Here is a 14,481-nt window from a genome sequence, read left to right on the forward strand (position 1 = left end):
CTAGGATCCCGCCTTGCGCTCCGGGGAGAACACCAGTTCGACCCGGAAGCGCGTGCGCTCTTCGTTGTCAGGCACCTGCTGATAGGGGCTGGCTGCAAGAGCCGCCCTGTAAGCCGCCGCATCAATTTCGTCCACGCCGCTGGAGCGAATAACTCTGGCCCGCGTCAGCACACCGCTTTGCATCAACTGCAACTCCACCTCCATAGCCACAGGCTGCGTTAGTGCATGCACGGCCCGAATACGGCTGCGTTTCAGTTCGCCGGCAATCCGCGTGGCAAGGCTGACAATATAGTCATCGGTTTCCGCTGGTGAGCGGGTGATTCGGGTAATGTCTGCGGGCGCAGCCTCGGTTTCAGGCGTCGTCGGCACGCCGGCAGTGGCCGGCGCTGAGTTTCTGGCGCTTGCTGTGGAATTGGGCGCCTGCGCTGTAGGCTGTTGAGTTGAGGGGGCTGGCGGGCTTGGCGCGGTTGGTACCGGCGCCGGTGAGGCAGTGTCTGGTTTGGAGGCGCGGGCTGATGTCGGCGTCGGCACTGTGGCCGGGCGTGGCGCTAAGTCAAACTCCGGGTTCCGCTCGGGGGGCGGCTCGCTTTGCGGGCCGGCGTCTGCCGGCGTCTGCGGGGCCGGACGCTGGCCCGGAGAGACAAGCTCTACCGTCAGGGTAGAGTTAACCGGTTCGCTGCGCTCGAACAGTAACGGCAGGGCTGACAGAACCAGGGTATGTACCAGAAGCGCCAGCGAAACGGCCAGCGCTATGCGATACTGCGCCGGTGGGCTTGCGGTGCTGCCAGGGTCGAACATGGTCCGTCAGGTGCTCCGGGAGAGGGCAGTGGCCGGGCTACCCGGCCTTGCTGCGGAGGCTTCCGACGACAGCATCCAGTGCCCGGTCAATCAAGGCACCCTGCTCCAGCACGGTCAACCGGCCGCGCCGCATTTCATGGGCCAGTTCCGTGCGGCTCTTTTCGATGACCTTGAGCCCCATGCGGTTCACAAAGACGAAGCAATCGGCCTCGTCGATGATGGCTGACAGTTTGCAGCGGAAGCTGGCGCCGTTGACCAGATTGAACTCCACCCAGTTGCCGATGGCGATGCTATCAATCTGGGCCACGTACTCGGCAATCGCCGCGTCTTCCAGCTGCTGTTCGCGCTGGATAGCGGTTTGTGGCGTGGCTTCGGGCATCCCGGTGCTGTCCGTGTCCGGCGCGTCTTCCTGCGCTTCGGCCAGGGCGTTAGCGCGGAACGCCTGGGTAAGTTCGTGTTTGAGCTCGCCCATCATTTCGTCCAGCTTGGAGGAGTTGTAGGAGACCTCCTCCAGTCCGGCGCGAAGTGACTTGATCAGGCCCGGAACCACGCGGACCCATTGATCCCGCTCTTCATCTTCCTGATGGGGATGCAGGCACCAGATCAGGTCATCCACGACGCGAACGGATTCCTGCCAGCGATGTTCCACATCGTCCCGCAGATAAGCGAGAAACATGACCCGGCTCCAGCCATTCAACAGGATGCCGCGGATCGATTCCGGGAGGCGGTAACGACCGATTTTCTCCTGCAACACCTGATCCACTGTTTCCTGGGCTTTCTGGGATTTGATGCGACCGCGCTCGGATTCCCGCGTCCGCTGTTCCACCAGCGACGCTTTGCGGTTCTCCCTCGCCAGATACTGTTCGAATTCTTCGCCAAGGGTTTCAAACAGGGTCAGATCGCCATCAAACTCGTTCAGAATTCTTTGCACGATGGTGTGGATCTGGTCGTAAAGTTTGTCCCGGGTCTTTTCGTCGCTGTCGCTCCAGCCGATGCCGGCACGGGCCAGCGAGTTCAGCAGGCGCCGTGCAGGGTGAGTGGCGCGGCTGAAGAAACTCTTGTCTTTGATCACGACCTTGAGAATGGGGATCTGCAGCCGGCTGATCAGCACCTGAATGGGGGCGGACAGGTTGTAATCGTCGAGAATGAACTCGAACAGCATCGACACGAGGTTGATCAGGTCCTCGTCCATCTCGTTCAGCGCCGGTGTTTTTCCCTCGGCCGCTGCGCTGCGTGCCAGTAGCTGCTCCACAACCTGATGCAAATCCACGGTGACGGGTTCGCCGGCACTCAGGTTCTCCCCGGCGGTGGCGGCGGGTTGTTGGGGCAGGGCGCTGAGCAGGGCGACCAATTCCGCACCTCCTATGACTTGAAAATTTGGATCGGAAGCCCGCGATGGTGCACCGGCATTGGCCCGCTGCAGCGACAGCATGTGGCGGATCTGCTCGAAGATGGCGTCGTCACCGCTGTGGGCGCCCTGGCTACCCTGGGAACTTTCCGCGCCGGCAGGGGGCTGACTGCCGCCATCAGGCGCCTCCGGCCGGCTTCGCTGCTGGCCGGTCTTGCCGTGGTAACGGAAATTAGGAATGACGCCGGCCTGAATCAGGATCCGGTTGGCTTCATCGAGCAGCATGCCGAGGTTGGACACCACGTAGCGATCAAACTGTTTCAGCAGGATGAGCCGCTCACGAATCTGAATCTCGAGCGCCTGAATGGCTTCCGTAAAGGCGTGGCACAAGTGCTCCGGAGACATGGGGTTGACCGGGGATTCGTCGCTGGCGTCGGGGTATACCGCACTGAATCGTGCCTGAAGCTGGAGCAATGGGCCCTGAAAATGGGCTTTTGCCTTGGCAATCATGGCGTTAAGAGCTACCTGTTCTTCCAGGTCGTCGTCGCCAACCAGAGCGAGGCTGTCCGCTGACGGAGAGGCGGCTTGCTGGGCATCGTCGGAATGGCCACTGCGCGGCGGGTTGGAAAAGTATTGGGCGACTGCATCCTGGAAGTGCCGCTCGACGCCCTTGCGCTTGATGCGGATTTCCCGCATCGCCTCAAAATAACGGTTCTGTTCGTTGTTGCTGCGGGCATTATTGGCTAACTCGAACAACGAGTCATCCACCGCATCAAAAGCGCCCTGCAGCAGGTCGCCAAGCCCGGCAACCACTGTGTCGCGAATGCGGCTCACCTCCGCCGGCACTGGCCGGGAACTCCCTGCCTCCCTGTGCTCGCGGATATAATGTATGCCGGACTGCTTATTCATGGCCGACTCCTGTTTACGCCTCAACCGGATACATGACCGAGCTTACTGCCTTGTGTTCTGATTATCGGTTAAATCTACCGCATTTTTACGTTTGGTAATACGTCTAAATGATAACAGAAACACGTTGCACAAAAATTTCGGGGCACCCCTCAGGGTGCCCCGTTTATTACCTGGCGGCGCAGATCGTTGGTCTGGGCCGTCAGCTTACGTAGACTGGCCCTATGCCAACGCTCCAGATCACTACGCTGATGGCAAGCAGCGCCACGAGCATCACCAGGCCGACGGTGAGCACCGAGGAGGCAAACATGAAACCCCGGTCCTCGGGAATCTTCATCAGAATCGGCAGGCCTTCATAGAGCAGGTAAACCGCATAGGCGACGGCAACCAGGCCGACTGCCATGTTGACCCAGATGTTGGGGTAGGCCGCAATCACTCCGAGCAAAAACATGGGGGTTGCGGTGTACGCGGCCAGCGTCACTCCCCTGGGGGTGCGATCCTTGACTTCGTAGGTGGCTGCGAAAAAATCGATGAACTTACCCAGCACGTAGATGCCGGAGAGCATGGCGGCGTAGAACAGTGCAGACAGTTGCAGTCCGCTGGATACCGTAAGGCGAGTGACGGCGCCGTCGCCAATTTGCCAGCCAACCTGGGTGGTGCCGACAAACCCCGCAACGGCCGGTATCAGTGCAAGAATCAGGATATGACCGATGTAGAGTTTGCTGACGGATTCGGAATCCCGGCGAATGGCTTCCCATTCACGGTCAGGATGAGTGAGCAGACCAACGGTATGTGTCAGGCTCATGGACAGACTCCTTGTGATTGTTGTTATGTCGCACGCCCATTCAGTCTTGGTGGAATGGCGGTGGCGGTCAAGGAGCTGGTTAAACTTTGATCTTCTAACCCGGTTTTGGCTATAACCAAATTATCTATAACAGGCGGCCAGTTACAGTCGTCCTCGCTTCTTGCGGCGGCCGGGGTGGACAATGGCGGCTTTGACCACGTTGTCCTTGATCTGGAGCACCTCGATGCGGTGCTCGCCCACCTTCAGGCACACGTTGGTTTCAGGGATGTTCTCGAGGGTTTCGGTGATCAGACCGTTGAGGGTTTTCGGGCCATCGGTGGGCATTTTCCATCCCAGCGTTTTGTTGATGGTCCGCAGCGCGGTGGCGCCGTCGATGATGAAGGTGCCGTTATCCTGCGGAATTATGTCTGGGCTGGTGGCCGCGTAGTCGGTGGTGAACTCGCCGACGATTTCCTCGAGGATGTCCTCCAGGGTGGCCAGGCCCAGCACATCGCCGTATTCGTCCACCACCACGCCGAAACGGCGTTTGCCTTTCTGGAAGTTCAGTAGCTGGGTGTTCAGCGGCGTGCTCTCGGGAACGAAGTAGGGCTCCTGGCACAGCTGCATGATCATTGCTTTGTTGATCTCTTCCTGGAGGAGCAGCTTGGAGGCGCTGCGCAGATGCAGGATCCCCTGGATGTTGTTGATGTCGCCCTTGAAGACCGGCAGGCGGGTGTGCTGGCTGCTGCGAAGCTGCCGCAATATGGTGTCGAGGTCGTCGTCGAGGTCGATGCCCACCACGTCATTGCGTGGCACCATGATGTCGTTAACCGTAACGCTCTCCAGATCGAGAATGCCGACCAGCATGTCTTTGTGCTTGGCCGGGATCAGTGCGCCGGCCTCGTTGACCACCGTGCGCAGTTCCTCACGGCTGAGGTGGTCGTTGGCAACGTCATCCGGTGATATGCCCAGCACTTTCAGGATGGCACCGGTGAACAGGTTCACCGCCCACACCAGCGGGTACAGGATCTTCAGCAGCGGGCCGAGGATGTGGCTGGCCGGAAACGCGATTTTCTCCGGGAACAGTGCGGCCAGCGTTTTGGGGGTCACTTCGGCAAAAATGAGGATGACCAGCGTGAGCAGCAGTGTGGCAATGGCAATGCCGGCATCGCCCCAGATGCGGATGGCGATAACGGTGGCAATTGAGGAGGCAAGAATGTTGACGAAGTTGTTGCCGATCAGGATCACGCCGATCAGCTGATCGGTTCGCTGCAGCAGCCCCTGGGCGCGCTTGGCGCCCCTATGGCCGGTCTTCGCCATATGCTTGAGGCGATACCGGTTCAGAGACATCATGCCGGTTTCGGAGCTGGAGAAAAACGCGGATAGCACGATAAGGCCGATCAGAACACTGCCAAGAACGGTCAGGGATGTTTCATTCATCTATGAAATACCAGCTCCAGTACAAATTTGCTGCCGTAGAACGCCAGCATCAGCAGCACGCAGCCTGCAAGGGTCCAGCGACTGGCGGTAATGCCGCGCCAGCCCTTGGTGTAACGACCGACCAGCAATGCCACAAAGACCACCAGGGAGAGCAGGGAAAACAGCGTCTTGTGAGCCAGGTCCTGAGCGAACAGGTCCTCGATAAACAGGGCGCCGGTCACAATGGCCAGTACCAGCATGACCACGCCAGCCCAGACCATCTCGAACAGCAGTGATTCCATCGTTTGCAGTGGTGGCAGGTTGCGGACCAGTGCGCTGTTGTAATTGCGTTTGAGTTGCCGGTTCTGGAAGTAAAACAGGGTTGCCTGGATCGCCGCCAGGGTGAACAGGCTGTAGGCTGTTACCGATAACGCAATGTGTGAGAGCATGCCGTAGCTGTCTTCGGCAACGACCCGCGACGGCGAGTGCGTCACCAGCGACATGATAATCGCCAGTGCCGCGAGCGGGTAGGCTCCGAGGAACAGGGTCTGGACCGGTTTGCGCAGGTTGAGACCGATCAGCAGAAACACGATCAGCCATGAGATCAGTACCGAGCTCTGGAAGAATCCGAAGTCGAATCCGCCGTGGTGGTGCACGGTTTGCGCAATCAGCAGGCCGTGGCTGGTCAGGGCAAGAACGCCGATCAGTGTGGTAATGGCCAGATTCGTGTGTACCCGTCCTCTGAAACTGAGGGCCTGCAGGGCGGTACCGATGCTGTACAGAAAAAGAGAGGTGACCGCGAGAATCAGCGTTCCCATGACTTCCTTTAACCACTGTCTGACTGGGGATCGGTGCTTCTGGTCACCGATTTGACCGGGTTGGTCGTTTCAGGGCGATAGTCTGGTTATAATGTCGCGATTATGCAACAGGAATCAAGGAGCCGGTCCCGGCTTCGTGGTTTGTGCACTCAATTTATCCGGGGTACGGAAGAGCAACATGTTTGAAAACCTCCAAGACCGACTTTCCGGTAGCCTGCGCAAAATTTCCGGGCAGGCGCGGCTTACCGACGACAATATAAAGGACACGCTGCGCGAAGTGCGGATGGCATTGCTGGAGGCGGACGTTGCCCTGCCTGTGGTCAAAGCCTTTATTGAAGGTGTTCGTCAGCGCGCCGTAGGTCAGGAGGTGCAGCGCAGCCTGACCCCTGGCCAGGTGTTCGTAAAAGTTGTCCAGCAGGAACTTGAGCGGGTCATGGGTGAGGGCAACGAGTCCCTCAATCTGGCTGTGCAGCCGCCGGCGGTGATCATGATGGCCGGCTTGCAGGGGGCGGGTAAAACCACCACCGTGGCCAAGCTGTCGCGGTTGCTGAAAGAGCGCCACAAGAAGACTGTCATGGTGGTCAGTGCCGACATCTACCGTCCGGCGGCGATCCGCCAGCTGGAAACGCTGGCTGGCGAGGTCGGCGTCGAGTTCTTCCCGAGCAGCTCGGACCAGGACCCGGTCGACATCGCCGAGGGCGCGATTGCGGCGGCGCGTAAAAAGCACATCGATGTGGTGATTCTGGATACCGCGGGCCGTCTGCATGTCGACGAGCAGATGATGGGTGAGATCGGGCGCCTTCACAAGGCGGTGAATCCCGTTGAGACACTCTTTGTGGTCGATGCGATGACCGGTCAGGATGCGGCGAACACCGCCAAGGCGTTCAATGACGCCCTGCCGCTGACCGGCGTGGTGCTGACCAAGACCGATGGCGATGCCCGTGGTGGTGCAGCGCTGTCCGTTCGTCATATCACCGGGAAGCCGATCAAGTTCCTTGGCGTGGGCGAGAAGTCCGACGCGCTTGAGCCCTTCCACCCGGATCGGGTCGCTTCGCGGATTCTCGGCATGGGCGATGTGCTCTCCCTTATAGAGGAAGCAGAGCGCAAGCTTGACCAGAAGAAAGCCCAGAAGCTGACCAAGAAAATCAAGAAGGGCAAGGGGTTTGACCTGGAGGATTTTCGCGATCAGTTGCAGCAGATGAAAAGCATGGGCGGCGTTGCCGGTCTGATGGACAAGTTGCCAGGCATGGGGCAGATGGCCCAGATGGCCCAGCAGCAGGTCAATGACAAGTCCATGGGCCAGATGGAGGCGATCATCTGCTCGATGACCCCGAAAGAACGCCGGTACCCGGATGTGATCAATAATTCCCGCAAGCGCCGCATCGCAACGGGGTCGGGCACCCAGATCCAGGACGTGAATCGCCTGCTCAAGCAGCACAAGCAGATGCAGAAGATGATGAAGAAATTCGGCAAGAAAGGCGGTATGGCCAACATGATGCGCGGCCTCGGCGGGATGATGCCGCCAGGGGGCGGAGGCGGTGGTATGCCGCCGTTTGGCCGTATGTAGAAAGCCGTACACAGAAAACCGGGTTTCACTGAGTTTCCCTGTTTTCTTTGGCGCTTAATTAGCATAGAATAGCGCCCCTTTCGAGTATGGGTCTTCACGCCGGCCGCTTTCCGGGCGGTGTGAATCGTACAAAGTTCGTACAACAGAACAGGATATTGGTTAAATGGTAACAATCCGTTTGGCTCGCGGCGGCTCCAAGAAGCGCCCGTTCTATCACCTTGCAGTCACCGACAGCCGCAAATCCCGCGACGGTCGTTTTATTGAGCGTGTTGGTTTCTTCAACCCGATCGCCCGTGGTCAGGAAGAGCGTCTGCGTGTTGATCGTGAGCGCGTCGAATTCTGGCTGGGCCAGGGGGCACAGACCAGCGATCGCGTTGCCCAGCTGCTGAAAGGCGCTGAGTAAGTTCGTATTATTCCGGGGTTAAAGGCATGACGCAGCGTTCGCAGGAAACTGTGATTGGCCGGATAACCTCGGTGTTTGGGGTCAAGGGTTGGCTGAAAGTCTTCTCGTTCACCGACCCCAGAGAAGGAATTCTCAATTACCGGGACTGGACGCTGGATCTGGACGGTAAGCGGATTCCCGTCACGCTTGAAGAGGGTCGCCGCCAAGGGCAGGGGATCGTCGTCAGGCTGAAGGGTATCAACGATCGTGATGTGGCCCACAGTTACTGTGGCGCGGAAATCAGGGTGCCTATTGCTGAGTTGCCGGCGCTACCCGAAGGGGAGTTTTACTGGCATCAGTTGGAGGGGCTCGAGGTTTTCACCGTCGAAGGCGAATGCCTGGGTGCGGTGCATCATCTGATCGAGACAGGCTCAAACGATGTTCTGGTGGTGAAGTCCAGCGCGGCTTCCATCGACCAGCGCGAACGGCTGATTCCTTATCTTCCGGACCAGGTGGTTCGGGAAGTGGATCTGGCCGGGCAACGCATGATTGTCGACTGGGACCCGGAGTTCTGACGGGTGTGGATTGGCGCAGTCAGTCTGTTCCCGGAAATGTTTGGTGCGGTAACCGACTATGGCATCACCGGTAGGGCGGTTCGTGACGGTCTTTTGACCTTCAGGAGCTGGAACCCCCGGGAATTCACCCATGACCGGCACCGCACGGTTGACGACCGGCCCTATGGCGGTGGTCCCGGCATGCTGATGAAGATTCAGCCGCTGCGGGATGCCATCCATGCGGCGCGGGAAGCGGCACCCGGCAACGCCTGTGTGGTGTACCTTTCGCCCCAGGGCGAGACCCTTAACCAGACGGTTGTAGAGTCGCTTGCGGCGGAAGAGAACCTGATTCTGGTCGCGGGTCGATACGAGGGTGTCGATGAACGCCTGATATCGGCGGAAGTCGATAGGGAAGTGTCGCTGGGTGACTTTGTTCTGTCCGGCGGCGAACTGGCAGCCATGGCTGTTATTGATGCGGTTACACGCCTCATCCCCGGAGCGCTGGGTCATGCGCAGTCGGCGGAGCAGGATTCCTTCGCTGACGGTTTGCTGGATTGTCCGCACTACACCCGGCCCGAGGTTTACGAAGGTCAGGCGGTGCCGGATGTATTGTTAGGCGGTCACCATGATCAGATCCGGCGTTGGCGACTGAAGCAGTCGCTGAGGCGAACCCGGGAGCGACGCCCCGACCTGCTCGAGCAGCGGGTGTTTACGGACGAAGAGCGTGAGCTGCTGGAAGAAATTTTGAACGAACCGGGTGCCTCTGAATCATCAGGGCATTAAAAGATTGGGTATCAGGAGCATACGATGAGCGGCAAGAACAACATCATCAGTCAACTTGAAGCAGAACAGATGACCAAGGAAATCCCTGCGTTCGCGCCGGGTGACACCGTGGTTATTCAGGTTCGTGTAACTGAAGGCAACCGTGAGCGTCTGCAGGCGTTCGAAGGCGTTGTTATTGGTAAGCGCAACCGTGGCATGAACTCCTCGTTCACCGTGCGTAAGATCTCTTACGGCGTGGGCGTTGAGCGTACTTTCCAGACTCACTCCAAGCTGATCGACAGCATCAGTGTGAAGCGTCGTGGTGACGTGCGTCAGGCCAAGCTTTACTACCTGCGCGACCTGTCTGGTAAGGCAGCTCGTATCAAGGAAAAGCTGGGCTGATCAGCTATCGCTGGACAGAGAGCTTGAGAAAAAGGCAGCCATCGGCTGCCTTTTTCGTTTGTGGCTGATATAACTCTTCCGCCGTTCCACAGATATCCAGGCTTGTTCCCATGGCAGTGAAGCGCAGATCCCGCCCCGAACTCCGCCCCGACGATGAGGAGGTCATCGGTCGTTTCACCGACGCTATCTGGCTGGAGGACGGTCTGGGTGAGAAAACCCGCATGGCCTACCGCAGTGACCTGGAAAGGCTGGCCGTGTGGCTGATGGGGCAGCCAGGGCGGCCGCTGCTGACAGCGGTGCGTCGGGTTGATTTGCTGGCGTGGATCTCTCGCGGGCTGGCGGAAGGGCTCAAGACCTCCACGGCCGCGCGCCGGCTGTCCGGGCTGCGACGTTTCTATCGCTTTCTGCTCCGGGAGGGCGTAATCAGTGAAGATCCCACCCTGCAGATTGAAAGCCCGCGGCTGCCGCGCCGCTTGCCGGATTCGCTGACCGAGCAGGACGTGGAATCATTGCTGGCGGAGCCCGACCCCGGCGTACCCATCGAGCTTCGGGACAAGGCGATGATGGAGATTCTTTACGGGTGCGGTTTGCGGGTCTCCGAACTGACCGAGTTGCGGGTTGATCAGGTGAATCTGCGCCAGGGGGTGGTGCGGATTACCGGTAAGGGCGGCAAGGAGCGGCTGGTGCCGCTCGGCGAGGAAGCAATCGACTGGCTGATGCGGTACATGAAGGAGGCTCGTGGTGAGCTGCTGAAGGGGCATCCCTCGGATGCGCTGTTTCCCGGCAGCCGCCCGGTGGCGATGACGCGCCAGACCTTCTGGCACCGGATTCGTCACTACGCCCTGCGCACCGGCATTCGCAAGCATCTGTCGCCCCATACCCTGCGACATGCCTTTGCCACGCACCTGCTGAACCACGGTGCGGATCTGCGAGTGGTCCAGATGCTGCTGGGGCACGCGGATCTGTCGACCACCCAGATCTACACCCACGTGGCCCGTCAGCGCCTGCAGGCACTGCATCAGGCTCATCATCCCCGTGGCTGAGCGGGGGCTTTTCGGGTAAGGTAAGGCGCCTGTCACCGTGGCTGAACTTTAGCGTCGCCGGCGTGTCGCAGTAGATTGATCAAGGCGCCGGGTATGTTGAGGCGGCGCACACGATAACCGGGAGTGGAAGTCACTATGTTTGCCAAGATTCAGATCAGATCGACCCTGGCCGTTTTCCTGCTGATGGCGGGGCTGACCGGCGCTCAGACCGCCTCCGCGGGCGAAACCGAGGAGCGGATCGCCGCGCAGTTGACCAGGGCGGTACCCGGCCTTCGGGTGACGGAGGTTCGCGAGTCCGAGGCGCCCGGGCTGTACGAAGTCGAGAGCAACAATGGCGATACCATCTATACCACCAAAGACGGCCGTTACCTGTTGACCGGTGATTTGCTGCAGATTACCGAAAACGGTATAGCCAACGTGTCCGAGCGCAATCGCGCAACCCGGCGCCAGAAGCAGATGGCTGCCTTCGGTAGTGATGGTGTGATCACTTTTCCCGCGGATGGCGACGAAAAAGCCGAAATCGCGGTGTTCACGGACATCGACTGTCCCTACTGCCGGAAAATGCACGACGAGGTGCCGGAGCTGAATAGTTACGGCATCACCGTGCACTACTATGGTTTCCCGCGTTCTGGCCCTGACACCCCGTCGTTCAGAAAGTACGTCTCTGTGTGGTGCAGCGACGATCAGCAGGCGGCAATGGACGATGCCAAGGCGGGCAAGGCTGTCGAGGCCGAGAGTTGCGAAAACCCGGTTCAGGCCCAGTACAATCTCGGTGGGCAGGTAGGGGTAACCGGAACCCCCGCCATCGTTCTCGAAGACGGCAATATGGTGCGTGGTTACGTTCCTGCGAAACAGCTCGCAGAGGGACTCGGCGTACTGTGATTCGGGGCTTATTCAGTGTGCCCTTAACCGGTATACTATGCCCCCTTGAGACAAGCCCATGAAAACCCATCAGCACCCCCAGCGGGATCAGAGGTGAAAGTTTGAAAGACGTCAGTGTCGGAATCTGCGGATTGGGAACCGTCGGCGGCGGTACGTTCAACGTACTGACCCGCAATGCCACTCTCATTGCCGGTCGTGCCGGTTGCAACATCCGGATCAGTCGGGTTGCCAGCCGGACCCGTCGTGATGATATTGATCTGGGGGATACACCGTTCAGTACCGACATTTTTGACGTGGTCAACGATCCCGCCATTGAGGTCGTGGTGGAACTGATTGGCGGCTATGAGACCGCCCGCGAACTGGTCCTTGCGGCGATCCGCAATGGCAAGCACGTAGTGACGGCCAACAAGGCGCTGATTGCCGTTCATGGCAACGAGATTTTCGAAGCGGCCGAGAAAGCGGGCGTGATCGTGGCCTACGAGGCCGGCGTGGCCGGTGGCATCCCGGTCATCAAGGCGGTACGCGAGGGCATGGCGGCCAACCGCATTGACTGGATCGCCGGGATCATCAACGGCACTGGTAATTACATCCTCACCGAAATGCGCGCTGGCCGCGAATTCGCGGAGGTGCTCAAGGAAGCCCAGGATCTGGGGTACGCCGAGGCGGATCCCACCTTCGACGTCGAGGGGATCGATGCGGCCCACAAGCTGACCATTCTGGCGTCCGCCGGTTTTGGCGTGCCGCTGCAGTTCGAGAAAGCCTACACCGAAGGAATTTCCGAGATCACCCCCTATGACATCGCCCACGCCGAGTTGCTGGGTTATCGCATCAAGCACCTGGGCATTGCCCGTCGCCGCGATGACGGCATCGAGCTGCGAGTGCATCCGACCCTGGTTCCCAGAAGCCACCTGATTGCGCAGGTGGATGGCGTGCTCAATGCGGTATTGGTCGATGGCGATGCGGTCGGCCAGACCATGTACTACGGTCCGGGCGCCGGAGACGAGGCCACCGCGTCAGCGGTGATTGCGGATATCGTCGATGTGGCGCGTTCCGTGGCGGCCCAGAGCAGCCAGCGGGTGCCCTATCTCGGGTTTGACCCGTCGGCGCTGGAAGAGCTGGGTGTGCTGTCCATGGAGGACATCCAGTCAGCCTACTACCTGCGCATCACCGCCCTTGATCGCCCCGGCGTGCTGGCGAAAGTGGCATCGATTCTCAGCGAGCATGGCATCAACATCGAGTCGATCATGCAGAAGGAGTCGGAGCTTCAGGATGGCCGCATTCCTGTGATCATCCTGACCCACACCGTTCAGGAGCGTCAGGTGAATCGCGCCATTGAAGAGCTTGAGGCTCTGACGGATATCGACGGTAAGGTTGTTCGCATCCGCGCTGAAAACTTCAACTGACAGGTACGCACGTGAGATACATCAGTACGCGGGGCGAAGCACCCGCACTGGGCTTTGAGGATGTTCTGCTAACCGGGCTGGCCACCGACGGAGGGCTGTATGTGCCCGAGTCGCTGCCGCACTTCAGTCTGGAGGAAATTCGTAGCTGGCGCGGCCTGTCCTACAGCGAGCTGGCGTTCAATGTCATGCATCCGTTTGTGGATGATGCCATTCCGGCGGACGACTTCCGCGCCATGCTGGATGAAACCTACAGCGTGTTTGCCCACCAGGCGGTGGCGCCGCTGGTACAGCTCGACGCCAATGAGTGGGTGATGGAGCTGTTCCGTGGCCCGACCCTGGCGTTCAAGGATTTCGCGCTGCAGCTGCTGGGCCGCCTGCTGGATTACGTGCTGGAGAAACGCAAGCAGCATGTGGTCATCATGGGGGCCACCTCCGGCGATACCGGTTCCGCGGCCATCGAAGGCTGCCGTCGGTGTGAGCATGTGGATATCTTCATCCTCCACCCCCACGAGCGGGTGTCCGAGGTTCAGCGTCGCCAGATGACCACGGTCAAGGGTGACAATATTCACAATATTGCGGTTCGCGGCAATTTCGACGACTGCCAGCGCATGGTGAAGGAGAGCTTCGGCAACCAGTCTTTCCTGGGTGGCAAGACCCAGCTGGCAGCGGTGAACTCCATCAACTGGGCGCGGATCATGGCCCAGATTGTCTATTACTTCCAGGCGTCGCTGGCGCTGGGCGGCCCCGATCGCAGCATGGCGTTTTCGGTCCCCACCGGTAATTTCGGCGACATTTTCGCCGGTTATCTGGCCAAGAAAATGGGGCTGCCGATCTCCCAGCTGGTCATCGCGACCAACCGAAACGACATTCTTCACCGCTTTATGAGCGGTAACAAATACGAGCAGCACCAGCTTGAGCATACCCTGTCGCCGAGCATGGACATCATGGTATCGAGCAATTTCGAGCGCCTGTTGTTCGACCTGCACGGTCGCGATGGCGCCGCGGTCAAGTTGCTGCTGGAGAATGCCGCCAAAGGCCCGGTCAGCATTGAAGACTATCGCTGGCGCCACGCCCGCAAGCTGTTTGACAGCGATGCGGTGGACGATAAGGCAACGTGCGATACCATTCGCGAGATCTTCGATCGCAACGAATATCTGCTCGATCCCCACACCGCTATTGGCGTGAAGGCGGCACGTAACTGTCGCCGTGACAAGACCGTGCCGATGATCACTCTGGGCACTGCCCACCCGGCAAAGTTCCCGGATGCGATCGCCGAAGCCGGGCTGACGGTGAAACCCGAACTGCCGGCCCATATGGCGGATCTGTTCGAGCGGGAGGAACGATACACGGTGCTGGATAACAACATCGCGGGTGTCCAGGAATTCATCGCCCAGAACTGGAAGAATACCTGAC

14 protein-coding genes are annotated in these 14,481 nt (G+C 59.6%); 9 read left to right on the plus strand and 5 right to left on the minus strand.

Annotation, left to right across the window (positions count from 1 at the left end; all coding sequences use genetic code 11):
* From DYI22_RS02715 to DYI22_RS02735, 5 genes are all read right to left on the minus strand, one after another.
* A complete protein-coding gene (locus tag DYI22_RS02715) occupies window positions 1-798 on the minus strand; it encodes a TonB family protein (protein WP_213476503.1) in 798 nt (265 codons plus the stop codon).
* A 37-nt stretch (window positions 799-835) separates the two neighbouring features.
* Window positions 836-3,055: a DUF1631 domain-containing protein gene (locus DYI22_RS02720; RefSeq protein WP_213476504.1), complete on the minus strand. Its 2,220-nt coding sequence runs from the start codon at window positions 3,053-3,055 to the stop codon at window positions 836-838.
* 199 nt (window positions 3,056-3,254) lie between these two features.
* On the minus strand, window positions 3,255-3,857 hold the full coding sequence (locus DYI22_RS02725) for a Yip1 family protein (RefSeq protein ID WP_213476505.1): 603 nt from the start codon (window positions 3,855-3,857) through the stop codon (window positions 3,255-3,257).
* Between the two features lie 141 nt (window positions 3,858-3,998).
* Complete coding sequence (locus tag DYI22_RS02730) at window positions 3,999-5,276, minus strand: HlyC/CorC family transporter (RefSeq protein WP_213476506.1); 1,278 nt, start codon at window positions 5,274-5,276, stop codon at window positions 3,999-4,001.
* Window positions 5,273-6,073 (minus strand): cytochrome C assembly family protein, encoded by an 801-nt coding sequence (locus DYI22_RS02735; RefSeq protein ID WP_213476507.1) that lies wholly within the window; start codon window positions 6,071-6,073, stop codon window positions 5,273-5,275. Before DYI22_RS02735 ends, DYI22_RS02730 begins: the two co-directional genes overlap by 4 nt.
* 178 nt (window positions 6,074-6,251) lie before the next feature.
* Here DYI22_RS02735 and ffh point away from each other — a divergent pair, with 178 nt between their 5' ends.
* The 9 genes from ffh (at window position 6,252) to thrC (ending at window position 14,480) form a co-directional block, all read left to right on the plus strand.
* On the plus strand, window positions 6,252-7,640 hold the full coding sequence (gene ffh / locus DYI22_RS02740; RefSeq protein WP_213476508.1) for a signal recognition particle protein: 1,389 nt from the start codon (window positions 6,252-6,254) through the stop codon (window positions 7,638-7,640).
* Between the two features lie 163 nt (window positions 7,641-7,803).
* Window positions 7,804-8,043 (plus strand): 30S ribosomal protein S16, encoded by a 240-nt coding sequence (rpsP, locus tag DYI22_RS02745; RefSeq protein WP_213476509.1) that lies wholly within the window; start codon window positions 7,804-7,806, stop codon window positions 8,041-8,043.
* 26 nt (window positions 8,044-8,069) lie between these two features.
* Complete coding sequence (gene rimM, locus DYI22_RS02750; RefSeq protein WP_213476510.1) at window positions 8,070-8,597, plus strand: ribosome maturation factor RimM; 528 nt, start codon at window positions 8,070-8,072, stop codon at window positions 8,595-8,597.
* 3 nt (window positions 8,598-8,600) lie between these two features.
* Window positions 8,601-9,359: a tRNA (guanosine(37)-N1)-methyltransferase TrmD gene (gene trmD / locus DYI22_RS02755; protein WP_213476511.1), complete on the plus strand. Its 759-nt coding sequence runs from the start codon at window positions 8,601-8,603 to the stop codon at window positions 9,357-9,359.
* A gap of 24 nt (window positions 9,360-9,383) precedes the next feature.
* Window positions 9,384-9,740 (plus strand): 50S ribosomal protein L19, encoded by a 357-nt coding sequence (rplS, locus tag DYI22_RS02760; RefSeq protein ID WP_127330945.1) that lies wholly within the window; start codon window positions 9,384-9,386, stop codon window positions 9,738-9,740.
* A 110-nt stretch (window positions 9,741-9,850) separates the two neighbouring features.
* On the plus strand, window positions 9,851-10,783 hold the full coding sequence (gene xerD, locus DYI22_RS02765) for a site-specific tyrosine recombinase XerD (RefSeq protein ID WP_213476512.1): 933 nt from the start codon (window positions 9,851-9,853) through the stop codon (window positions 10,781-10,783).
* Between the two features lie 135 nt (window positions 10,784-10,918).
* Window positions 10,919-11,665, plus strand: coding sequence for a DsbC family protein (locus DYI22_RS02770; protein WP_213476513.1), 747 nt, complete (start codon window positions 10,919-10,921; stop codon window positions 11,663-11,665).
* Window positions 11,666-11,766: 101 nt separating this feature from the next.
* Window positions 11,767-13,068, plus strand: a complete 1,302-nt coding sequence (locus DYI22_RS02775) for a homoserine dehydrogenase (protein WP_213476514.1) — start codon at window positions 11,767-11,769, stop codon at window positions 13,066-13,068.
* An 11-nt stretch (window positions 13,069-13,079) separates the two neighbouring features.
* Window positions 13,080-14,480 carry a threonine synthase gene (gene thrC / locus DYI22_RS02780; protein WP_213476515.1) on the plus strand — a complete coding sequence of 467 codons (1,401 nt, stop codon included), beginning with the start codon at window positions 13,080-13,082 and terminating at the stop codon, window positions 14,478-14,480.
* Window position 14,481: the final 1 nt, after the last annotated feature.

It is taken from the genome of Marinobacter lipolyticus (assembly GCF_018424605.1).
GTDB lineage: Bacteria > Pseudomonadota > Gammaproteobacteria > Pseudomonadales > Oleiphilaceae > Marinobacter > Marinobacter lipolyticus_B.